The organism is Streptomyces sp. NPDC025793 (assembly GCF_055558375.1).
The window spans coordinates 38,583-59,802 of sequence record NZ_JBVHMR010000037.1 but is presented as its reverse complement, the minus strand read 5'-3'; the positions used below and the strand labels follow the sequence as shown (position 1 = coordinate 59,802).

The 21,220-nt window shown below is 72.0% G+C and carries 20 protein-coding genes, 2 pseudogenes and 2 riboswitches; of the genes and pseudogenes, 10 read left to right on the top strand and 12 right to left on the bottom strand.

Annotated elements, in window-relative coordinates; genetic code table 11:
• Positions 1-30 precede the first annotated feature (30 nt).
• From ACZ4MF_RS39285 to ACZ4MF_RS39265, 5 genes are all read right to left on the bottom strand, one after another.
• Positions 31-1,815 carry an ABC transporter substrate-binding protein gene (locus tag ACZ4MF_RS39285; protein ID WP_467497841.1) on the bottom strand — a complete coding sequence of 595 codons (1,785 nt, stop codon included), beginning with the start codon at positions 1,813-1,815 and terminating at the stop codon, positions 31-33.
• A 70-nt stretch (positions 1,816-1,885) separates the two neighbouring features.
• The gene (locus tag ACZ4MF_RS39280) at positions 1,886-2,893 is read right to left on the bottom strand and encodes an ABC transporter permease (RefSeq protein ID WP_467497839.1); all 1,008 of its coding nucleotides are present in this window, start codon (positions 2,891-2,893) and stop codon (positions 1,886-1,888) included.
• A 273-nt stretch (positions 2,894-3,166) separates the two neighbouring features.
• Complete coding sequence (locus tag ACZ4MF_RS39275) at positions 3,167-4,012, bottom strand: enhanced serine sensitivity protein SseB C-terminal domain-containing protein (protein WP_467497837.1); 846 nt, start codon at positions 4,010-4,012, stop codon at positions 3,167-3,169.
• Between the two features lie 166 nt (positions 4,013-4,178).
• Positions 4,179-4,970, bottom strand: coding sequence for an enhanced serine sensitivity protein SseB (locus tag ACZ4MF_RS39270; RefSeq protein ID WP_467497835.1), 792 nt, complete (start codon positions 4,968-4,970; stop codon positions 4,179-4,181).
• A 67-nt stretch (positions 4,971-5,037) separates the two neighbouring features.
• Positions 5,038-5,682: an AAA family ATPase gene (locus tag ACZ4MF_RS39265; RefSeq protein WP_467497870.1), complete on the bottom strand. Its 645-nt coding sequence runs from the start codon at positions 5,680-5,682 to the stop codon at positions 5,038-5,040.
• Between the two features lie 163 nt (positions 5,683-5,845).
• Positions 5,846-5,942: riboswitch (glycine riboswitch) on the top strand.
• A riboswitch (glycine riboswitch) is annotated at positions 5,943-6,056 on the top strand.
• A gap of 42 nt (positions 6,057-6,098) precedes the next feature.
• Here ACZ4MF_RS39265 and gcvT point away from each other — a divergent pair.
• The 5 genes from gcvT (at position 6,099) to ACZ4MF_RS39240 (ending at position 12,337) form a co-directional block, all read left to right on the top strand.
• Positions 6,099-7,226 carry a glycine cleavage system aminomethyltransferase GcvT gene (gene gcvT, locus ACZ4MF_RS39260; RefSeq protein WP_467497834.1) on the top strand — a complete coding sequence of 376 codons (1,128 nt, stop codon included), beginning with the start codon at positions 6,099-6,101 and terminating at the stop codon, positions 7,224-7,226.
• Between the two features lie 137 nt (positions 7,227-7,363).
• Positions 7,364-7,750, top strand: a complete 387-nt coding sequence (gene gcvH, locus ACZ4MF_RS39255; protein ID WP_467497832.1) for a glycine cleavage system protein GcvH — start codon at positions 7,364-7,366, stop codon at positions 7,748-7,750.
• 4 nt (positions 7,751-7,754) lie between these two features.
• Positions 7,755-9,020: a serine hydroxymethyltransferase gene (glyA, locus tag ACZ4MF_RS39250; protein ID WP_376289388.1), complete on the top strand. Its 1,266-nt coding sequence runs from the start codon at positions 7,755-7,757 to the stop codon at positions 9,018-9,020.
• Positions 9,021-9,134: 114 nt separating this feature from the next.
• Positions 9,135-10,502 carry an L-serine ammonia-lyase gene (locus ACZ4MF_RS39245; protein ID WP_467497829.1) on the top strand — a complete coding sequence of 456 codons (1,368 nt, stop codon included), beginning with the start codon at positions 9,135-9,137 and terminating at the stop codon, positions 10,500-10,502.
• A 407-nt stretch (positions 10,503-10,909) separates the two neighbouring features.
• Positions 10,910-12,337 (top strand): hypothetical protein, encoded by a 1,428-nt coding sequence (locus ACZ4MF_RS39240; protein WP_467497827.1) that lies wholly within the window; start codon positions 10,910-10,912, stop codon positions 12,335-12,337.
• Positions 12,338-12,388: 51 nt separating this feature from the next.
• Here ACZ4MF_RS39240 and ACZ4MF_RS39235 read toward each other — a convergent pair whose 3' ends face one another.
• From ACZ4MF_RS39235 to ACZ4MF_RS39220, 4 genes are all read right to left on the bottom strand, one after another.
• Positions 12,389-14,812, bottom strand: coding sequence for a tetratricopeptide repeat protein (locus ACZ4MF_RS39235; RefSeq protein ID WP_467497825.1), 2,424 nt, complete (start codon positions 14,810-14,812; stop codon positions 12,389-12,391).
• A 105-nt stretch (positions 14,813-14,917) separates the two neighbouring features.
• Complete coding sequence (locus ACZ4MF_RS39230) at positions 14,918-15,817, bottom strand: class I SAM-dependent methyltransferase (RefSeq protein WP_467497824.1); 900 nt, start codon at positions 15,815-15,817, stop codon at positions 14,918-14,920.
• Positions 15,814-16,164 carry a VOC family protein gene (locus ACZ4MF_RS39225; RefSeq protein ID WP_467497822.1) on the bottom strand — a complete coding sequence of 117 codons (351 nt, stop codon included), beginning with the start codon at positions 16,162-16,164 and terminating at the stop codon, positions 15,814-15,816. The genes ACZ4MF_RS39230 and ACZ4MF_RS39225 overlap by 4 nt, the downstream gene beginning before the upstream one ends.
• 1 nt (position 16,165) lies before the next feature.
• A complete protein-coding gene (locus ACZ4MF_RS39220) occupies positions 16,166-16,357 on the bottom strand; it encodes a CopG family transcriptional regulator (protein WP_467497868.1) in 192 nt (63 codons plus the stop codon).
• A 129-nt stretch (positions 16,358-16,486) separates the two neighbouring features.
• Here ACZ4MF_RS39220 and ACZ4MF_RS39215 point away from each other — a divergent pair, with 129 nt between their 5' ends.
• On the top strand, positions 16,487-16,846 hold the full coding sequence (locus tag ACZ4MF_RS39215; protein ID WP_467497820.1) for a hypothetical protein: 360 nt from the start codon (positions 16,487-16,489) through the stop codon (positions 16,844-16,846).
• Positions 16,847-17,160: 314 nt separating this feature from the next.
• On the opposite strand, the gene ACZ4MF_RS39210 is transcribed toward ACZ4MF_RS39215, so the two are convergent.
• Positions 17,161-17,307, bottom strand: coding sequence for a hypothetical protein (locus ACZ4MF_RS39210; protein WP_467497818.1), 147 nt, complete (start codon positions 17,305-17,307; stop codon positions 17,161-17,163).
• 110 nt (positions 17,308-17,417) lie between these two features.
• Between ACZ4MF_RS39210 and ACZ4MF_RS39205 the strand changes: the two genes are divergently transcribed.
• Entirely contained in the window at positions 17,418-17,975 is a 558-nt protein-coding gene (locus ACZ4MF_RS39205; protein ID WP_467497816.1) for a GH25 family lysozyme, read from the top strand.
• 395 nt (positions 17,976-18,370) lie between these two features.
• Here the strand turns inward: ACZ4MF_RS39205 and ACZ4MF_RS39200 are convergent, their stop codons facing one another.
• A complete protein-coding gene (locus ACZ4MF_RS39200) occupies positions 18,371-19,033 on the bottom strand; it encodes an NADPH-dependent F420 reductase (protein ID WP_362822414.1) in 663 nt (220 codons plus the stop codon).
• 132 nt (positions 19,034-19,165) lie between these two features.
• Positions 19,166-19,678: pseudogene (locus ACZ4MF_RS39195) on the bottom strand (zinc-binding dehydrogenase); the annotation flags it as partial.
• 5 nt (positions 19,679-19,683) lie between these two features.
• Here ACZ4MF_RS39195 and ACZ4MF_RS39190 point away from each other — a divergent pair.
• From ACZ4MF_RS39190 to ACZ4MF_RS39180, 3 genes and pseudogenes are all read left to right on the top strand, one after another.
• Positions 19,684-20,016, top strand: a pseudogene (locus ACZ4MF_RS39190) (helix-turn-helix transcriptional regulator); the annotation flags it as partial.
• Positions 20,017-20,239: 223 nt separating this feature from the next.
• Positions 20,240-20,395 carry a hypothetical protein gene (locus tag ACZ4MF_RS39185; RefSeq protein ID WP_467497815.1) on the top strand — a complete coding sequence of 52 codons (156 nt, stop codon included), beginning with the start codon at positions 20,240-20,242 and terminating at the stop codon, positions 20,393-20,395.
• The gene (locus ACZ4MF_RS39180; protein ID WP_467497813.1) at positions 20,392-21,180 is read left to right on the top strand and encodes an ABC transporter ATP-binding protein; all 789 of its coding nucleotides are present in this window, start codon (positions 20,392-20,394) and stop codon (positions 21,178-21,180) included. Before ACZ4MF_RS39185 ends, ACZ4MF_RS39180 begins: the two co-directional genes overlap by 4 nt.
• Positions 21,181-21,220: the final 40 nt, after the last annotated feature.

Below are 21,220 nucleotides of genomic sequence, written 5' to 3'. Positions count from 1 at the left end.
CTTTCGTGCCGTTCGGCGGGTGTGCCGGGACTACTTCGTGGACTTCAGGCCGAGGTTGACGAAGTCGTAGTAACCGCTGTACGCGTTCGTCGTGTACACGTTGCCCAGACGCGAGGAGCGGATGTTGAGCAGCCGCTCGAAGGTGAAGGGCAGGTAGTACGCGCCCTCCATCACCTTGTGGTTGATCTCCGTGGAGATCTGCGTCTTCTTCGCCTCGTCCAGCGTGGTGGTGTACTGGTCGAAGAGCCCGTCGATCGTCTTGTCCTTGATCAGGGCGTAGTTGTTGTTACCGCTCTGCAGGATGTACTTGCTGTCCCACAGCGGGATGCCGTAGCCCTGGACGGTCGGGAAGTCCGGACCCCAGCCCATGATGATGATGCCGAGCTTCTTCTTCTCGACGTTCGACGGGGAGCCGATGATGCCCGGGCTCTGCGAGCCGTCGTACTGGTAGATGTCGGCGTTGATGCCGACCTTCTTCAGCGCGGCCTGCAGGGACTCGGCGGTGGCGACTTCCTGCGCCTTGTTGTTGCGGACGGCGATGGTGGTCGAGAAGCCGTTCGGCTGACCGCAGGCCTTGAGCTCCTGCTTGGCCAGGTTGACGTTGCCGTTCTTGTTGGCACCGGAGATCTGGTACGGGTCGTACTTCTGGCCCTCGCCACCGCCGACCGACGGCGGGAGCATGTTGGTGCCGATGTCACCACCGGCGATCGGGCCACCGCGGGCGGTCTGCAGCGACACGTGGTCGGCGGCGTAGATCACGGCCTTGCGGCAGTGGAGGTTGTCGAACGGCTTGACGCTCTGCGGGAAGACCGCGTAGCGGATGAAGCCGGAGACCGGGTTGTCCAGGTTGTCCTTGTGCTGCTTCAGGGCGATCTGGCGGCCCTGCGGGCCCAGGCCGGTCTGCGAGGCGTCGATGTCGTAGTCGCCGTCGATCAGGCGCTGGTCCGAGTCGGCCTGGTTGGTGGAGATGTCCAGGGTGATCTTGTCCGGGTACGCCTTGCGGACCGGGTCCGAGGACGCCTTCCAGTTGGCGTTGCGGACCAGGACCAGGTTCTTGCCCGGGCTGTACGACTGGAACTTGTACGGGCCCGAGGAGAACGGGTGCAGGCCGTACTTGGACTTGGTGTCCATGTCCTGGCGGACCGGCGAGGCCGTGGTCATCGCCAGCACCTGGAGGAAGTCCGAGTTGGCCGTCGGCAGGTGGAAGACGATCGTCTTCGCGTCCGGCGTGTCGATCGCCTTCAGGCCCAGGTGGTCCTTCGAGGTGTCCTTGTACGGACCCTTGTAGGTGTTGTTCGGGTCCAGCATCTGCTGGAGGTAGACCGGACCGCCGGACAGCACGTCCTGCGCCCAGGAGCGCTCGATGCCGTACTTGATGTCCTGGGAGGTGATGGCCTTGCCGTCCTCCCACGTGATCCCGTCACGCAGCGTGAAGGTGTAGGTCTTGCCGTCGGCCGAGACCTTGCCCGCGTCGGTGGCGAGGTCCGGGGTGAGCTTCGCGCCCTCGGCACCCGGCGCCGTCTTGTAGGTGAGCAGCTGACGGCTGTAGTAGCGGGAGAAGTCCCACATGAAGCCGTAGTAGCCGCGCGTGGTGTCCCACGAGTCGGCGTCCTGCGTGCTCACGAACTTCAGGGTGCCGCCCTTCTTGACCTGGTCGGCCTGGGCAACCTTGTTGTTCGCCGCGTCGAAGCCGGCCGCGCCGTTCTTCGAGCTGCCGTTGCCTCCGCCGCACGCCGCCGTGGTCAGCAGCCCGGCGACCACTACGGCAGCGGCGAGGGCCTGCTTGCGCCGCCCTGAGGTGCGTTGGGTAGTCACGATCTCGGATCCTCCGGAATTGATGAGAGACCCCGTGGCTGAGCTCACGGGACGCTTGGGGTACGGCACTTCAGCGGGAGCCCTTCGGGTCGAGCGCGTCCCGCACGCCGTCGCCGAAGAGGTTGAAGGCAAGAACCGTGATGAAGATCGCCACGCCCGGGATCACCATGTACATGGGGTCCGAGTCGTAGTAGTCGATCGCACTCGACAGCATCTGCCCCCAGGAGGACGTGGGCGGCTTGACGCCCACGCCCAGGAAGCTGAGCGCCGCCTCGGTGAGGATGTTCGTGGGGATCATCATCGTCGTGTACACGATGATGGGCGCGACGAGGTTCGGCAGCAGCTCCTTGAAGAGGATGTAGAACTGCCCGGCGCCGAGGGAGCGGGCCGCCTCGACGTACTCGCGCTCACGCAGCGAGAGCGTCTGGCCGCGGACCACCCGGCCGATGTACGGCCAGCCGAAGAAACCGATGACCAGGATCATCACGAACACCCGCACGCCCGTGCCGGTGAGTCCCAGCATCTGGTTGGGCATGACGGAGACCAGCGCGATGATGAACAGCAGCTGCGGGAAGGCGAGCAGGCCGTCCATGACCCGGCTGATCAGGGAGTCCACCCAGCCGCCGAAGAAGCCCGCCAGGACGCCGAGGACGGTGCCCAGGATGACGGCGACCACGGCGGACAGGAAGCCGACGAGAAGAGAGATCTGTGCGCCGTAGAGGATGCGGGCGAAGATGTCGCGGCCGTTGACCGGCTCCACGCCGAGCAGGTGGTCTCCGCCGATGCCGCCCAGTGAGCCCTTGGGGGTGCTGAACAGCGGGTCGATCAGGTCCTGGTGGTAGACGTCCGGGTCCTGGCCGACCAGGCTCGTGATGACGGGCGCGAGCAGCGCGATCACGATGAGGAGCAGCACCACGACGCCGCCCGTCAGGGCGAGTTTGTCCCGCTTCAGGCGCTCCCAGGCGATCCGTCCCAGGGAGCGGCCCTGAACGGCCTTCGCGTCGGCGGCGGCGACCGCCGCTTCCTCGGCCGCACCGGGCGCCGCTTCCGCGGCCGGCTCGTGCAATGGTGCCGTCATTAGGCTGGGACCCCTCTCAACCGGTGGTAACCGGCCCGCACTTGCCGCTGGTAGCGGCATCATTCAGTCCGTCGTACACACAGGGGCGAGCCCCTTGAAGGGGGAGTCTTCAATGCCCGCGCGACAAGCCGCCAGCCTTGGCAGCGAATGGATGCGTAACCGTGATGCAAGCAGGCGTTTCCTGTTATGCGGACAGTTAATCGCGACAAGCGGACGGTAAGCGGAGGTCGGCCGGGGAAGGTCGGCGGCCGTAGGGCGAGGTCGGCGGCGGGGTCAGTAGCCGCCGGGCACCGGTGGATAGCCGTAGCCGGGGGCCGGGGCCTGCGGCTGGGGCGGTGACTGGAGCTGCGGCTGGGGCTGGGGGTGCGCCGGGGGTACGGCGGCGTGGGCGTCGCGGTCGTAGAACGGGCGGGCGTTGGCCCGCATCCACATCACGACCGGGTCGTAGTCGTCGGTCATCGCGACCGTCGACACCGGCAGGCCCTCGGGGACCGCGCCGACGGACTGCTGCATCATCGCGCGCACCGAGTCGACCGCGGCCGGAGAGGTGTCGTACACGTCCAGGCCGATCACGAGGTACGGCGTCCCGAGCGCGGGCTGCACCCAGGCGCGGCGCAGGGAGCGCAGGGCCGGCGTGCGGTGGGCGTTCTGCGCGAGCAGGGCATAGAACTGCGGGACCTCGATGCCGGGTTCGTCGAGCCGGAGCGGGCCTGCGGGCTGGCGGTCCAGGCCCGTGGCGATGCGGCGCAGGTCCAGCCAGGGGATGCCGACGCCGCCGCCCGGGGCGTGCGGGTTGACCCACAGGCCGTAGTGGTCCGGGTAGAGGGTGCGGGCCACGTCGAGCCCGTCCACGACCTCGTAGGAGCGGTTCCAGCCGCTGGCCGACAGTTCCTGGGCGGAGGTGACGCAGGGGGCGTAGGGGAGGCCGTCGACCTCCATCGTCCCGTACTGGGCGTCCGGGGACCCGGCCTGGCCGTGCCACAGCAGCATCCAGATCTGGCCGGAGGACGGGGTGGCGAGGGCACGCAGCAGGGCCTCGTAGGCGTCGTAGCGTCCGGGCGTGACCTGGCGCAGCGTGTGGTCGACGCTACCGAGGCCGCCGCTGTGGCTCGCGCTCACCTTGTCGTGCCCTTCTGTTTTCCGTGCCCCGTGTGTGGAGACAGCTTAAGCGCCTGCCGGGGTGCCGCTTCGGGTTCGTTCGCGAGTGCGGGTGCGTTGTGGTTTCTCGCGCTCACGCGGCGGAGCCGCATATCGGACGCAGCCCCGCGCCCCCCTTGGGGCGCTTTCAGTGGCCGTACTGATAGAAGGGCCTGACATTCCCCCGCAGCCATTCCGCCACCGGGTCGTCCGTGACGTCCAGGAGGACCAGGCTGACCGGCCAGGCGACCGGGATCCTGCCCAGGGCGCGGCCCAGGGCTTCCATCGGGAGGGTGCGCAGGTCGCCCTCCCACCGGGAGAGCTCCACGCCCACGAACATCACCGGATCGTCCGTCTCGACGGCGGCCAGGCAGCGGCGGGCCGTGCGGACCACGCCGGTCTCGGCGAACTCGGCGGACGCGGCGGCGAGGAAGTCGACCGGGTCGTCCTGCCAGTCGGGCTCGAAGAGGCGGACCCGGCCGCCGGTGTCCGCGCCGTCGAGGGGGGTACGGCCGGCGCGGCACAGCTCGGCCACGGCGGCCGGCGGGAGCGGGATGCCGACCAGCGCGTCCGGGTTCACCGCGATGCCGACCTGCGCGGGCAGGCCCCGGGCGAACTCGACGGCCGGGGCGATGGTGTACCCCATGTGGGAACCGGCCGCCTGGCGCAGCTGCTCCTCCGAGCTGAAGACGGGCACGTAGGCCTGGCCGTCGATCTCCAGCGTGGGCAGGTCCAGCGGGCCGCTGCCCGGACCGCCGCCGTTGGGCAGCGGGATCCACAGGAAGCTGCGGCCGAGGACCTCGATGATCCGGCCGGCCGCGGTGGGTACGCCGAGGGAGGCCGCGAGCACCTCCTCCAGCTCGTTGCCGGGCCAACCGCCGTGCGGGTGGGGGTGCGCCTGTGCCGGGAAGTCCGCGGGAATGTCCGCCGGGAAGTCCATCTGCCTACCGCCTGCTGGGAACCACTGCTGTGACCATGAAGGCTAGCGGGTTGCTGTGACCGTCCCCTCACCGTGGGAACGCGATCCGGCGCAGGGCGTCCGCCGCGGGGCGGTCCAGCAGGGTCGCCGAGCCGACGCCCGCCGGCAGCGCGCCCCGCTCGACGGCGGCGAGCAGCCGGGCCGTCGTGCGGCGGTGGCGGGTGAAGGCGTAGCGGGAGACGCCCCGGCCGCGCTCGCGCTGGCCCTCGCGGGCCGTGCCGGGGGTGACGTCCAGCAGGAGCAGGTGCAGGGTGCCGCCGCGGCGGCGGGCCTCGCGGGCGAGCCAGCCGCGCACCCAGCTCTGGGTGCCGCAGTCGTGCACGACGACGCCCTCGCCGGTGCGCAGGGCACGGCGCAGGCGCGCGTAGTGAGCGAGGCGGACCAGGGGGCGGTAGAGCGCGTAGGGGAGGAAGCCGGGCAGGCGGGCGGCCCAGCGGTCGCGGGTGTCCTGGGAGTCGATGCGGCGGCCGGGGACCGCGCGGCGCATCAGCGTGGACTTGCCGCTGCCGGGCAGTCCCGTGATCACCACCAGGTCCTCGGCGCGGAAGAGCAGGGCGTGCGGGCTGCGGCCGGCCCGGTCGCGCAGGTCCCGGACGACCGGGGCCGGGGCGCGGCGCTGCTTCGGCACCGCGACGCCGCTGGTGACGGTGGCGTACACCGGGGTCCTGTTCACCATGTCGGTCCTCCCCTGTCGGTTCAGTAACAGCTCTGCCCGTGAAACGTAAAGAGAAGGTAATGGACCGAGGTCGGCAGTACGGTCCGCGTGCTGCCACAGGCCGGTTACAAAAGCCCGCTCGGCGTGCAATGATGTGGCCGCCAACTGCATACCGGCCGCTTGAATCCGCGCGGGAGAGTCCCCAGCAGCTGCGCTGGGGCGCCGAAGGAGCAAGTCCCTCCCTTGAATCTCTCAGGCCCCGTTACCGCGCGGGCGAGGCACATCTGAAAAGCGGGCCGCTGCCGGCAGTGGCTCCACCCACGGTGCAAGCCGTGATCGTCCCCGTGGCGGTCGTGGCGAACCTCTCAGGTTCCGATGACAGATGGGGAGGAACGTTCCTCGCCCGTTCCGCTGTCCTGGGAGACGACCGACCGATGAGCAGTACCGAACCCACTGAGCTGCGCCATACCGCGCTGGACGCGCTCCATCGCTCGCTCGGTGCGACGATGACCGACTTCGCCGGCTGGGACATGCCCCTGCGCTACGGCTCCGAGCGCGACGAGCACGTCGCGGTGCGGACCCGGGCCGGCCTGTTCGACCTCTCCCACATGGGCGAGATCACGGTGACCGGCGCCGAGGCCGCCGCCCTGCTGAACTTCGCCCTGGTCGGCAACATCGCCTCCGTCGGCGTCGGCCGCGCCCGCTACACGATGATCTGCCGGGCCGACGGCGGCATCCTGGACGACCTGATCGTCTACCGGCTCGCCGAGACCGAGTACCTGGTCGTGGCCAACGCCTCCAACGCCCAGGTGGTGCTGGACGCCCTCACCGAGCGCGCCGCGGGCTTCGACGCCGAGGTCCGCGACGACCGGGACGCCTACGCGCTGATCGCCGTCCAGGGCCCGGAGTCCCCCGGCATCCTGAAGTCGCTCACCGACGCCGACCTGGACGGCCTGAAGTACTACGCCGGCCTGCCCGGCACGGTCGCCGGCGTCCCCGCCCTGATCGCCCGCACCGGCTACACCGGCGAGGACGGCTTCGAGCTGTTCGTGAAGCCCGAGCACGCGGTCGAGCTGTGGCAGGCGCTGACCGAGGCGGGCGAGGGCGTCGGCCTGGTGCCGTGCGGCCTGTCCTGCCGCGACACCCTGCGCCTGGAGGCGGGCATGCCGCTGTACGGGCACGAGCTGAGCACCTCGCTCACCCCCTTCGACGCCGGTCTCGGCCGCGTGGTCAAGTTCGAGAAGGACGGCGGCTTCGTCGGGCGCGAGGCGCTCACGCAGGCCGCCGAGCGCGCCGCGTCCGAGCCTCCGCGGGTGCTCGTCGGGCTGATCGCCGAGGGCCGCCGCGTCCCGCGCGCCGGGTACGCCGTCGTCGCCGGCGGCCAGGTGATCGGCGAGGTCACCTCCGGCGCCCCCTCCCCCACCCTGGGCAGGCCGATCGCCATGGCCTACGTCGACGCGGGCCACGCGGCGCCCGGCACCGAGGGCGTCGGCGTGGACATCCGCGGCAGCCACGAGCCGTACGAGGTCGTGGCACTGCCGTTCTACAAGCGCCAGAAGTAGAGACTGGGCGCGGTCGCGTCCCCCGCGGGCCCGATTCCGTGGCAGGTACGTGACCCTGCGCACAGTTGCCCGCCCACCAGCGGTTTCCGCAGTCCCCCCTTCACCAGCACTCCCGCGCGTACAGGAGAATTCAGGCCATGAAGAACCCCCAGCAGCTGCGCTACAGCAAGGAGCACGAGTGGCTGTCGCCCGCCGAGGACGGCGTCGCGACGGTCGGCATCACCGAGTTCGCGGCCAACGCGCTCGGCGATGTGGTCTACGCCCAGCTCCCCGAGGCCGGCGCCACCGTGACCGCGGGTGACTCCTGCGGCGAACTGGAGTCGACCAAGTCGGTCTCCGACCTGTACTCCCCGGTCACCGGTGAGGTCGTCGAGGCCAACCAGGACGTCGTCGACGACCCGGCGCTGGTGAACTCGGCCCCCTTCGAGGGCGGCTGGCTCTTCAAGGTCCGCGTCTCGGCCGAGCCGGCGGACCTGATGAGCGCCGACGAGTACACGGCCTTCAGCGCCGGCGAGGAGTCCTGACCGTATGACTGTCCTGAACACTCCCCTGCACGAGCTGGACCCGGAGATCGCCGCCGCGGTCGACGCGGAGCTCGGCCGCCAGCAGTCCACGCTGGAGATGATCGCCTCCGAGAACTTCGCGCCGCTCGCGGTGATGGAGGCACAGGGCTCGGTCCTCACCAACAAGTACGCCGAGGGCTACCCGGGCCGCCGCTACTACGGCGGCTGCGAGCACGTCGACGTCGCCGAGCAGATCGCCATCGACCGGGTCAAGGAGCTGTTCGGCGCCGAGTACGCCAACGTCCAGCCCCACTCCGGCGCCTCCGCCAACCAGGCGGCCCTGTTCGCCCTCGCCCAGCCCGGGGACACCATCCTCGGCCTGGACCTGGCGCACGGCGGCCACCTGACCCACGGCATGCGCCTGAACTTCTCCGGCAAGCAGTTCAACGTGGTCGCCTACCACGTGGACCCGCAGACCGGTCTGGTCGACATGGCCGAGCTGGAGAAGCTCGCCAAGGAGCACCGCCCGAAGGTGATCATCGCCGGCTGGTCGGCGTACCCGCGTCAGCTGGACTTCGCCGAGTTCCGCCGGATCGCCGACGAGGTCGAGGCGTACCTGTGGGTCGACATGGCGCACTTCGCCGGTCTGGTCGCGGCCGGGCTGCACCCGAACCCGGTCGAGCACGCTGACGTGGTCACCTCGACCACCCACAAAACGCTCGGCGGCCCGCGCGGCGGCATCATCCTCGCCAAGAAGGACTTCGCGAAGAAGCTGAACTCCTCGGTCTTCCCGGGCTTCCAGGGCGGCCCCCTGGAGCACGTGATCGCGGCCAAGGCGGTCTCCTTCAAGGTCGCCGCCTCGGAGGACTTCAAGGAGCGCCAGCGCCGTACGGTGGAGGGCGCCCGCATCCTCGCCGAGCGCCTGACCGCGGCGGACGCCCGCGAGGCCGGGGTGAACGTGCTCTCCGGCGGTACGGACGTGCACCTGATCCTCGTCGACCTGCGCGCGTCCGAGCTGGACGGCCAGCAGGCCGAGGACCGGCTCCACGAGGTCGGCATCACGGTCAACCGCAACGCCGTCCCGAACGACCCGCGCCCCCCGATGGTCACCTCGGGCCTGCGGATCGGCACGCCCGCCCTCGCGACCCGCGGCTTCACGGCCGAGGACTTCGCCGAGGTCGCCGACGTGATCGCGGAGGCGCTCAAGCCGTCCTACGACGCGCAGGCCCTGAAGGCGCGCGTGCAGGCGCTCGCCGACAAGCACCCGCTGTACCCGGGTCTGAACAAGTAAGACGCCTTTTACGGGGCACCGCGCACACTGGAGTACGTACCCGCGTACCGGCGTGTGCGGTGCCCGCCCCCCTGTACCACCGTTTTCGCTCCACCCCGTCTTGAGGAGTCGTCCGTGGCCATCTCGGTCTTCGACCTGTTCTCGATCGGCATCGGCCCGTCCAGCTCCCACACGGTCGGCCCGATGCGCGCGGCGCGCATGTTCGCCCGCCGGCTGCGCAACGAGGACCTGCTGTCCTCGGTCGCCTCGCTGCGCTGCGAGCTGTACGGCTCGCTCGGCGCCACCGGCCAGGGCCACGGCACCCCGAAGGCGGTGCTGCTCGGCCTGGAGGGCGCCTCGCCGCGCACGGTGGACGTGGAGTCGGCCGACGACCGGGTGACGGCGATCAAGGCGGCGGGCCGGCTGAGCCTGCTCGGCGAGCACGAGATCCCGTTCTCCTTCGACGACGACCTGGTCCTGCACCGCCGCAAGGCCCTGCCGTACCACGCCAACGGCATGACGATGTGGGCCTACGACGCCGAGGGCGCGGAGCTCCTGTCGAAGACGTACTACTCGGTCGGCGGCGGCTTCGTCGTGGACGAGGACGCGGTCGGCGCGGACCGGATCGTGCTGGACGACACGGTACTGAAGTACCCCTTCCGCACCGGCGACGAGCTCCTCCGCCTCACGAAGGAAACCGGCCTGTCGATCTCCTCCCTGATGCTGGAGAACGAGCGGGCCTGGCGCACCGAGGGCGAGATCCGCGCGGGTCTGCTGGAGATATGGCGGGTGATGCGCGAGTGCGTCGGGCGCGGCATGTCCCGCGAGGGCATCCTGCCCGGCGGCCTCAAGGTCCGCCGCCGCGCGGCCGTCTCCGCCCGCCAACTGCGCGCCGAGGGCGACCCGTTGGCGCACGCGATGGAGTGGATCACGCTCTACGCGATGGCCGTGAACGAGGAGAACGCGGCCGGCGGCCGGGTCGTGACCGCTCCCACGAACGGCGCGGCGGGCATCATCCCGGCGGTCCTGCACTACTACATCAACTTCGTACCGGGCGCCGACGAGGACGGAGTGGTCCGCTTCCTCCTCGCCGCCGGCGCGATCGGCATGCTCTTCAAGGAGAACGCCTCCATCTCCGGCGCCGAGGTCGGCTGCCAGGGCGAGGTCGGCTCCGCCTGCTCCATGGCGGCGGGCGCGCTGGCGGAGGTGCTCGGCGGCAGCCCGGAGCAGGTCGAGAACGCGGCCGAGATCGGCATGGAACACAACCTCGGCCTGACCTGCGACCCGGTCGGCGGCCTGGTCCAGATCCCGTGCATCGAGCGCAACGGCATGGCCGCGGTGAAGGCGGTCACGGCGGCGAAGATGGCGATGCGCGGCGACGGCTCCCACAAGGTGTCCCTGGACAAGGTCATCAAGACCATGAAGGACACCGGCGCGGACATGTCCGTGAAGTACAAGGAGACGGCGCGGGGCGGACTTGCGGTGAACATCATCGAGTGCTGAGGTAAAGCGCGTGGCGGGTGGGGCGGCAGCGGGTGGAGTGGCGGACGGGGCGGCGCGGATACGGGTGCCGGTGGGCGCGGACGCGGAGCGCTGGGTCACCCGGGTCGGCTGCCGCCGGGTCCTGTTCGTCGTGCACAACGTGACGTCGGCGACGCGTCTACTGGACGTCCTCCCGCTGTTCTCCGGCGACCTGCGCGTGCAGATGTTCGCCACGTGCACGGGCTCGTCCCCGTTCCTGGCCGGGGTGCCCGAGCTGCTGGCGCGGGCGGGGCTGCCGGTCCTGCCGTGGGAGCAGGCCAAGGAGACCCCGTTCGACCTGGCCGTGTCGGCCAGCTACGGCGGTGAACTGGCCGCCGTGCAGGCCAAGTTGGCCGTGCTGTCGCACGGGGTTGGGTACAATAAGAGGCTTGCAACACCGGACAACACCGGACAACACCGGACAACACCGGACAACACCGGTCTTCGGGCTGTCGCCCGACTGGCTCCTCACCGACGGGCGTCCCCTCGCCGACGCCACCGTCCTCTCCCACCCGGAACAGCTGGACCGGCTGCGCTCGGCCTGTCCCGAGGCGGCGCCCACGGCGGTCCTCGCCGGTGACCCCTGCTACGACCGCATCCTCGCCGCACTCCCCCAACGCGCCCTCTACCGCCGGGCGTTGGGCGTCGGCCCAGGTCAGCGGCTGATCGTCGTCAGCTCCACCTGGGCGGCCCGCTCCCTCTTCGGCGGAGCCGCCGAGCCGGCGGCGGACGACCTGCTGCCCTGGCTGCTGTCCCGCCTCGCGGCGGAACTGCCCGCCGACGAGTACCGGACCGTCGCGGTCCTGCATCCGAACATCTGGTACGGCCACGGGCCCGGCCAGGTCCGTGCCTGGCTGGACAACGCCCGGCGGGCCGGCCTCGACGCGATCGACCCCCTCGACGGCTGGCGCCAGGCCCTGATCGCCGCCGACTGCGTCCTCGGCGACCACTCCAGCGTCACCTACTACGCCGCGTCCCTCGGCATCCCCGTCCTCCTCGGCGCGTTCCCCCAGCAGGACCTCGACCCGCTCTCCCCGGTCGCCGCCCTCGGCCGTACGGCTGCGCGCCTCGTGCGCCGGGGCAGCCTGCGCGCCCAGATCGAGGACACCGTCGCCGCGCACGATCCCGCCCGGTACAAGGAGCTCGCGGAGCAGACCAGTTCGGCTCCGGGAGAGTCGGCCGCCCTGCTGCGGCGCCTGTTCTACGGCCTCATGGAGCTGGCCGAGCCCGAGGGGCACCCGGCGCTGCTCGACCCGCTGCCGCTGCCGCCGTACCTGCCCGCCCGCCGTACCGCCCCGGTCCGCGTGCTCACGGGCGGCCTCGGCACGGATCCGCCGCAGGTCCGCGTCGCCCGGTACGCCGTCGCCGGTGCCGGGCCCGACCCGTCGGACGCCCCGGACGTGCGCTGGGACTGCGCGCACACGGTGGTCGACGAGGAGACCCGGGAGGCCGGCCGGCTGCGCGTCGCCGACGTCGTCGTACGGTACGCGGCCGGGGACGACCCGCGGCTCGGGCCGCCGGCCGCCTGGACGGCGGAGGCGCTCGACCGCTACCCGTACTGCGGACTGGCCGCCTACGTCGACGGGCCGGACCGCTGCGTCGTCCGCACCCGCGCGGGCGACCTCGTACGGCTGACCGCCACCGCGGGCCCCGACGGACGGGCCGACCTGTGCGATCCCGCCGCCTACGCCTCCGCGCTCCACGCCTGGCTCACCGACGGCCGGACCCTGGCCGACGCCCTGCCCGCGATCACCGTCCGCACGGGCGAGGCGGCACACCGCGTCACCGTGGCGCCCCTCGGCCGGGGAGCACCGTGAGCCGGATCCGGGATCCCGGCTTCCGCGTCGCCGAGCCGCGCGGCTCGGGGCTCAGGCCGTCAGTTCCGTCAGGCGGGCCCGGACGCGGGTCAGGCCGAGCGGGTCCTCGTTGGCCTCGTGGCGTGCGGCGGCGGTGCGCAGGTCCTCCGCCTCCTGCTCCGGGCGTCCCGACAGGCGGTGGCAGCGGGCGCGTGCCTCCAGGGCGTCGGCCAGCTGGAGCCCGGCGCCCGCCTCGGTCATCGCCGTGACGGCCTCGTCCAGGCAGACGCGCGCCTGCTCCGCGTCGCCGGCATCGAGGTGGGCGTCGCCCAGACTCATGTAGACGCGGCCCGCGTTGTAGGTGTCACCGCCGCCCGGCAGTCGGCGGAACTGGGCGAGGGCGTCGTTCAACCGGGCGACGGCGGCCGGGAATTGACGCTGCCTGGTCTGGGCGCGGCCGATGTGGTGGGTCAGCAGGGCCGTGGCGCGCGGCACGTCCGCCCAGCCGTCCTGCCCCGGGCCGATCCGGCGCAGCACCTCCTGCGCCTCCTCGAAACACGCCTGCGCCGCCGCGAACTCCCACTGCTTGAGCCGGAGCAGCCCCAGCGACTCGACGGCGGTCGCCTCGCCCCGGTGGTGGCCGCAGGCCCGGTCGGCGTCCCTGGCCCGCGTGAGGGCGTGCTCCGCGTCCGCCGGCCGGCCCGACCCCATGTGGCCGAAGGCGAGTTGGGCCCACATACGGCCGACGGACCGCGGATCGCCGAACTCCTGCGCCACGTGGCGTCCGGCCGCCTCGACCCCGAGGAGGTGCGTGTCGATCCACTGCGCGTGGAAACCGAGCAGCAGATGCAGGCCCCACAGGGCCTCGCACAGCTGCCAGACCAGGTCGTCGAAGCCGTGGTGGGCGGCGGCCCGGACGACGGCCGCGAGGTTCTCCCGCTCGGTGCGCAGCTCGGCCAGCGCGCGCTTGCCGTCGGCGCGGTCGCGGTGTTCCGGCAGGGCGAGCCCCCGGTACGCGGGGCCGAGCCGCCAGCGCAGCGGCATGACCCGGAAGTCCGCGCCCGCCGCGAAGCGCAGGTGCGCGACCGCGACCCGGCGGACGGCGGCCGCCATCCGGGCGGGTCCGTCCTCGGCCTCCGCCAGCGCGTGGGCGTGCGCCCGGGTCAGGTCGTGGAACCGGTAGCGCTCCTCCCCGACCTCTTCCAGCAGATGCATCCGGGCCAGCTCCTCCAGCAGCCCGCGCGCCTCGTCCTCGGGGACGGCGGCGGCGTGCGCGGCGGTGCGGACGGTCACGGTCGGCCACGGCCACACCGCGAGCGCGCGGTAGAACGCGGCGCAGCCGGGGGTGAGTTCGGCGTAGGCGGCGTCCTGGACGAGCCGGACGGGATCGGCCGTCGCCGCCCGGTCCTCTTCACGCACGGCGGTGCCCTCCCGGTCGTTCCCCTGGTCCCCCTGGCCGCGGCCGGACAGCTGCTGGGCGACGCGCTCCCAGGTCAGCTGGTGCCGGACGGCGAGGCCGGCGCCCGTGGTGCACAGCGCGAGGGGGATCCCGCCCGTGCCGTCGGCCACGGCCCGGACCACGGCGTCGGGCGCGGCGGGGCGGTCACGGCCGGCGACCCGCCGGACCAGCGTCATCGCGTCCTCGGCCGACAGCGGCCCCAGCGGATACGGCCGGGCGCCGTGCTCGGCCACGAGCCGCCCGGGGCGGTACCGGCTCGTCACCAGGACGAGGCACTGCGGCGAGGCCGGGAGCAGCGGGATGACCTGGGCGTCGTCGTGGGCGTTGTCCAGGACGACGATCAGGCGCCGGTCGGCGGTGCAGTCGCGGTAGAGATCGCGCTGGCGCGCCTCGTCGCCCGGCACCAGGGCGCGCGGCACCCCGAGCCGCTCCAGGAACCACGCGAGCACGTCGGACGGCTGGAGCGCCGTTCCGGCCGAGGCGCCTTTCAGGTCCGCGAACAGCACCCCGCCGGGAAAACGCTCGCGCAGCTCCGTCGCGCAGTGCACGGCGGCGGCGGTCTTGCCGATGCCGCCCGGCCCGGTGAGGGCGGCGACGGCGGGCGCGCCGGGCGTCCGCTCCTCGTCGTCCAGCAGGGCCGTCAGCCAGGCGAGCACCTCCGCGCGGTCGGTGAACACCGCCGTCGTCGGCGGCAGCATCTGCGGGCGCGAGGCACCGTGCGCCACGGCGGGTACGGTGCGCGGCGAGAGCCACGCGGCCTCGCGCACCCAGTCCGTGACCTCGCGGGCGAACTCCGGTGATCTGCGGGCGAGTTCGAGCAGCTGCCGGGCCGCCGCCGTCTGCTCGGACTCGGTGCCGGGGAAGGTGGGCGGGGCGAGGCGCGGCGAACCGGCCGCCGCGGAGCCCGAGTTGTCCCCGGAGCGGCCCCGGCTCAGCAGGTCGCAGAGCCGCTCGGAGAGCCGTCTGCCCGCTTCACCGCTCGCTCCGGAGACGGCACCCGAAGCGACCGTGCCGACCGCCGAGAGTGCCATGCTCATCAACGCTTCCACTCCGGAACTCCCCCCAACTCGCCGTTGCCGTCATCGTATCGACGCGCGGGCGCGGCGGACGGGGGCGACAGGCGGGTACGGCGCACGGCGGGTTCACGTGGTGGCCACCAGCAGGTCCTCCCCCGTCGACGGGCGCAGGCCGTCCGGGCGGCCGGTGAAGTACCGCTCGGCGAGGGAGGCGCCCGAGACGTGCCGGGCCTCCTTGAACCCGGCCTCGCGGGCCAGGCTCAGCATCTCCTCGGGGGTGTAGAAGCTGCGGAACGGCGTGCCCGCACTCCGCGCCCCCGCCGTGCTGGTGCGCAGACCCGGGCGGTCGGCCTCGGCCACGAGATCCTCGGGCAGCAGGAAGGTCATGGCGAGGGTCGAGCCGGGGGCCAGCGCGGCGATCTGGCGCAGGGTGGTCGCGGTGGCCTCCTTGGTGAGGTACATCGTGACCCCGCTGGAGGAGACGACCGCCGGCCGGCCGGGGTCGAAACCGGCCGCCGTCAGCGGCTCCCGCCAGGCCCCGCCGCTCGCCTCGAAGTCGACCGGCACGAGGTGCGGCCGGCCGGGGACGCCGTAGCCGAGTGCGGCGAGGCGCCGGTGCTTCCACTCCTGCGGGCCGGGCTGGTCGACCTCGAAGACGCGCAGCCGGGACATGCCCCCGGTCCGGCCCCCGGTCTCGCGCTGGGCGAAGGTGTCGAGCCCGGCGCCCAGCAGGACGTACTGGTCGACGCCGCGTTCCGCGGCCTGCTCGGCGACCAGGTCCTCGACGAACCGGGCGCGGGCGACCATGGCGGCCCGGAACGCCCGGGTCGCCACCGGGTCCATGTCCGGCCGCTCGCGCCAGCCGTCGCCCGGGTCCGCGATCCTGAGCCCGATCTCGTCCGTCAGGACGTGGGGCGGCGCGTCGACCTGGACGTGCATCGCCCGCCACAGGGCGCACCGGACGGCGGTGTGGTCCGGCGCCACGTCCGTCGGGCCGCCCGCCGGGCCGCCGGCTCCGCCGGTCACGCCTGCTCCTTGCGGGGAGCCTGGAGGCTCCACAGGCGTCCGTCGGGGTCGCGGACGGTCATCAGCCGGGTGCCGAAGTGGGTGTCCTCGAAGGGCGTGACCACCTCGACGGCGGGGTCGGCGCGGAACGCGTCCGCGTCCGGCACCCTGAACACGATCTGCGTCTGCGGCTCCCGGTCCTCGGGAACCTCCGCGATGAACACGTACGGCCCGTCGCCGCACCGGAACTGCCCGGAGTTGTGGTCGGTCTCGAACTCCAGCTCGTAGCCCAGCCCCTGGAAGAAGCGGGCCGCCCTGCCCCAGTTGTGCGTCTCCAGGAAGACCGCTTCGATGCCCTCGGTCGCCATGTCAGCCCTCTTTCCCGCTCGTATCGCCGGTCTCGTTCTGCTTGCTCGTCCCGCCGTCGTCGAGGTAGGCCCGCAGGGCGTCGGCGACCAGCGCCGACAGCGACATGCCCGACTCGATGGCACGGAACTTCACCTGCTTGATCAGTCCGATCGGCAGGTACACGTTGAACTGCTTGACGTCCTCATCGCCCACATCCACGAGGCTAGCATGCTAGCAATCTAGCAGCACGCCGGAGGCTGATGTTCCTCCGTGGACTACCGGGCAGTAACCGCCTTCTCCAACGCTGCGGCCAACCCGGCAGCGGGCAGAGGGAGTTCGGGCATGCGGGTGATGAGAAGGCCGGCGGCGCTCGCGGGAGCGGCGGCCATGCTGACGGGGCTGCCGGGGAACGCGCACGCGGCCCCGGCGAAGGTCTCCGAGACGACGTCGATCGGCACGCACAACGCGTACGACAAGTCCGAGTACACGTACTTCGCGCAGGCGCTGGACTCCGGCTCCTCGCTGCTGGAGATCGACATCTACGCGGACAGCGTGAACAAGCGGTGGCGGGTGAGCCACAGCGACGCCGAAGCCCTGGTTGCGGTCCTTGCTGTACAGCTCGCTCGGGGTCTTGGCGTTGCTGGGCTCGTCGTACTCCGCACTGGACGCGGCGGCGAAGGCGAACACCTGGCCGAGCCGTGACTCCCTCAAGGGCAAGTTCGTCTTCGAGGTGATCCCCGGCACGGTGGAGAGGAAGAACCCGCTGGACCACTACTGGACGGACCAGGAGTACGGCGACCACCTGCGCGACCCGTACACGGCGGGGAACATCGCGAGGGGCGAGGCCTTCCCCGCGGTGCTGGGCGCGGCGACCCGCGGGCGAGCAGGTGGACCTCCGACACCTCGATCCGGCCCTGGTTCGTCTTCTTCGACGGTGACGCGGCGACGTACGTCAACAACGGCTACGACACGTCGTTCCACTCCACGAACCACTGCATCCTGATCATGACGGACGCCTACAACGTGTCCCCGCCGATCTCCTCCACCGCCCCCACGGACACCGAAGTCGCCGCCAGGCCGGCGCTGTTGGCCGGGGACCACGCGAGCATCATCACCTCGGACCGGTCGGCGAAGTCGGCGTCGGTCCTCAGTTCGGTCGTCACCCGGAGCCGACTTCCGCCCCGTGGAGCGGATCGAGCGTGCCATCGTGGGGCATCACTCAACCAGCACCCCCAACTCCTTACCCCCATCGGCACTTCGAGGAGTCCCCCACATGCTCCACGGCATCGATGTCAGCGCGTTCCAGTCGTCCTCGTACGACACGAGCGGACTCTCCTTCGCCTTCATCAAGGCGACGGAGGGCCGCACGTACACCAACCCCCACGTCGCCGCCCAGACGAAGACCGCCCGGGACGCCGGACTGGTCGTGGGCTTCTACCACTTCCTGTGGCCGGGCAACCTCACCGCCCAGGCCGAGCACTTCGTGACCGCCGCTCCCTCCAGGGTGGGCGACATCCTCGCCGTCGACTGGGAGACCACGGGCGACGGCACCCGCGCGAGCAGCGCGGAGAAGGACACGTTCATCCGGAAGGTGAAGCAGCTACGGCCGCAACACCGGGTCGTGCTCTACGCGAACAGGGACTTCTGGTTGACCGTCGACACGAGCTCCTACGCGGGCGACGGTCTCTGGATCGCCGACTACGTCACCGCGGGCAGGCCCCGCATCAAGGCGAAGTGGCTCTTCCACCAGTACACCAGCGAGCCCCACGACAAGGACGTGGCCAACTTCGCGAGCACGGCGGCGCTGAAGGGCTGGGCCGACGGCGCATAAGAGCTCACTTCTCCGCCCGGAGACGCTTGGCGGGCGGATCCGCAAGGTACTGGTTCAGCACATCGAAGGGCCGATGCTCGGTCGGGAGACTCTCGGTTCGACGAAATCCTTGGTCACGTTGCAGTGGCTGAGTCGGACGCCCTCAGCGTTGCAGGATTTGCACCGTATGGCCGAGGAGCTCCGGATGCGTTGCGCGTCGAGTACGCGGACACGGGCTTGGGCACGCCGTATCCGCGGCACTCGGTGATCCCGCGTTCGGCCATCTCCTTGGCAACGCCGTTGCCCCGCTTGCGCCGGATCGGGGAGAGGGGTTGTCCCTTCTCGGACTGCTGACAGTGCCCCGTACAGAATCGGCCGTACGAGGGTCCGTACACGGGGAGCGGAGGCCGCTGATGTCAGCCGCGGAAGCCCGCCGGGCGTTCCGGGGAGGCCTCGGCGAGGGCCTTGGTGACGGCTTCGGTGCCGGCCTGGAGGCCGTAGACCGGGGTGTCCGGCTGCTGGCGCCAGGAGTCGTCGATGCCGCCCGCGTCCACCGTGTCGAAGCCGAGCTCGTCGATCAGGGCGCGGACCCTGGCCTTGGCGGCAGCGTCGTCGCCCGCGACCGGGAGGGCCATGCGGTCGGGGGCGCCGGCCGGGCGGGGGCGGTCCAGGATGTCCTGGGCGTAGGTGCCGTTGAAGGCCTTGATCACCGGGTGGCCGAGGTGCTGTTCGGTCCAGCGGCTCTCGGTCAGGCCGTCGTCCTCGATCGCCGCGATGCGGCCGTCGCGCTGCTGCGGGTAGTAGTTGCCGGTGTCGATCACCGCCACGTCCTTCGCCGCGCCGTCCAGCACGCCCGAGGGGAGGTTCGGGATCGCCTTCAGCGGGATCGTGACGACCACCACCTCGGCGTCCCGGGCCGCCTCCTCGACCCGGACCGCGCTCGCGCCCGTCTCCTCGGCCAGTTCCTTCAGGGTCTCGGGGCCGCGGGAGTTGGCCACGGAGACGTCGTGGCCGAGGGCGGTGAGCCTGCGGGTGAGGTTGCCGCCGATGTTTCCCGCGCCGATGATGCCGATCTTCATGTCAGGCCCTCCGGGGTCGTCTCTTTTCATGCATGTGCATGCTTCGCGTGTCCCCGACAACCTCTTCGGTCCCGGCACTATTCCGCGACTCCGGCATTCGTGTGAACCGCCTCGGACGCGTACGACGATCTTGCCCGTGTGGCGGTTCGACTCCATCAGGCGGTGCGCGTCCCCGATGCGGTCCAGGCCGTCGTACACCTCGGCGATCACCGGCCGGAGAGTGCCGTCGGTGAGGCCCGAGCCGACGTAGTGGGCGGCGCGGCGGCGGCCCTCCGGTGTGCCGGTGAGCGCGAAGTTGGCGTAGCCGTGGACCGTGACGGGCCAGTTCATGGGCAGTTCGACGGGGCCGTCGGCGAGCCGGCCGTAACTGACCATGGTGGCGTCGGTTGCGGCGGCCGCGCCCAGTTCCCGGAAGTACGAGCCGCCGATCGCGTCCAGGACGATCTCGGCGCCCCGGTCGCCGGTCAGCCGCCGGGTCTCCTTGATCACGTCCTCGGCGTCGGTGACGATCACCCGCTCGGCCCCCAGGTCGAGCAGCGCCTGCCGCTTGGCCTCGGTGCGCGTGGTCGCGATCGGGACGGCCCCGGCCCGCCGGGCCACCTGGATCGCGGCGGTGCCGACCCCGCTGGCCGCCCCGGTGATCATCGCGCGGGGCAGCCGCACTCCTCGCGCCGGTACAAGTACGCGCCCTGGGGCGCGCGGTTCGCCGCCTCGGGCGAAGCCGGGTGGCGGAGCTGGGCGCCGCCGGCGGGCTGTCCCGGGCGGCCCTCGCGCGCCGGTTCACGGCGCTGGTGGGCGAGCCGCCGCTGACGTACCTGACGTGGTGGCGGATGACGACGGCGGGCCGGCTGCTGCGCCACGACGACCTGTCCCTGCGTCAGGTCGCCGAACGCACCGGCTACGCGTCGGAGTTCGCCTTCGCCAAGGCCTTCAAGCGGGAGTACGGCACCGCACCGGGCCACTACCGGAGGACCGCCCCCTGACCCCGTTCCCGTCCCTTCCTGCGGAGCCCAGCGGGACGGACGCCGGCGCACGGACGCCCGGGTCGGGCTCGGCGCCTGGTCCGCGCACCGGGAGGAGCCCGGGGCGCACCGGTTCCCGGGTAGCCTGACCGCCGGTGGCGGCTGCGCGGGCACCGGGGACACGCCCCTCGCGTCCGTCACGGACGCGCTCGCGGGCGCCGGACACTCGGTGGAGGTGCTGGACGTGGTGGAGCAACCGGACGTGGACGGCGAGGCGGTCGCCCGCGCCGAGTGCCGGGTCGGCGACCGGATCCGGTGGGGCGCGGGCCGGTACGCCCGCGGTCTCGCGGCCCCGGTTCGGGCCGTGCTGTGCGCGGTGGACCGGGCGGTGGTCCGGTGAGCGAGGTACTGCGCGCGGAGGGCGTCGATCTCGTCCGGGACGGGCGGCCGATCCTCCGGGAGGTCTCGCTGACGGTCCGGGCCGGGGAGCACTGGGCGCTGCTCGGGGCCAACGGGGCGGGAAAGTCGACCCTGTTGGGGCTGCTCGGGGCGGTGACGCATCCGAGCCGGGGCACGGTGGAGGTGCTCGGGAGCCGGCTGGGCCGGGTCGATCTGCGGGAGCTGCGGGCGCAGGTGGGGCACGTCAATCCACGCCATCCGCTGTCCTCGCCGCTGACGGTACGGGACGTGGTGCTGACCGGGGTGACGAACTCGATCGAGCTGCTCCCGCGCTGGCGGCCGAGCCCGGAGCAGGAGGAGCGGGCCGAGGCGCTGACGGCCACGCTGGGGCTCGCGGCGCTGCGGGACGCCCGCTGGCCCACGCTCTCGCAGGGCCAGCGCGGGCGGACGCTGATCGCGCGGGCGCTGATGCCCGAGCCCCGGCTGCTGCTCCTGGACGAGCCGGCGACCGGTCTGGATCTGCCGGGCCGGGAGCAGCTGATCGAGGCGCTGGAGGAGCTGCGGTCGGCCCGGCCGCGGCTGGCGACCGTCCTCGTCACGCATCACCTGGAGGAGCTGCCGTCGGGCACCACGCACGCGGTGCTGCTGCGCGACGGGCGGGTGCTGGCCTCGGGGCCGGTCGAGGAGGTCCTCACCGGCGACCAGATCGGCAAGTGCTTCGACCTGCCGCTCACGCTGCAGCGTCACGACGGCCGCTGGAGCGTGCGGATCCGGCGCACCGCATGACGAAGGGGGTGCCCCGGCCGGTACGGCCGTGGCACCCCCC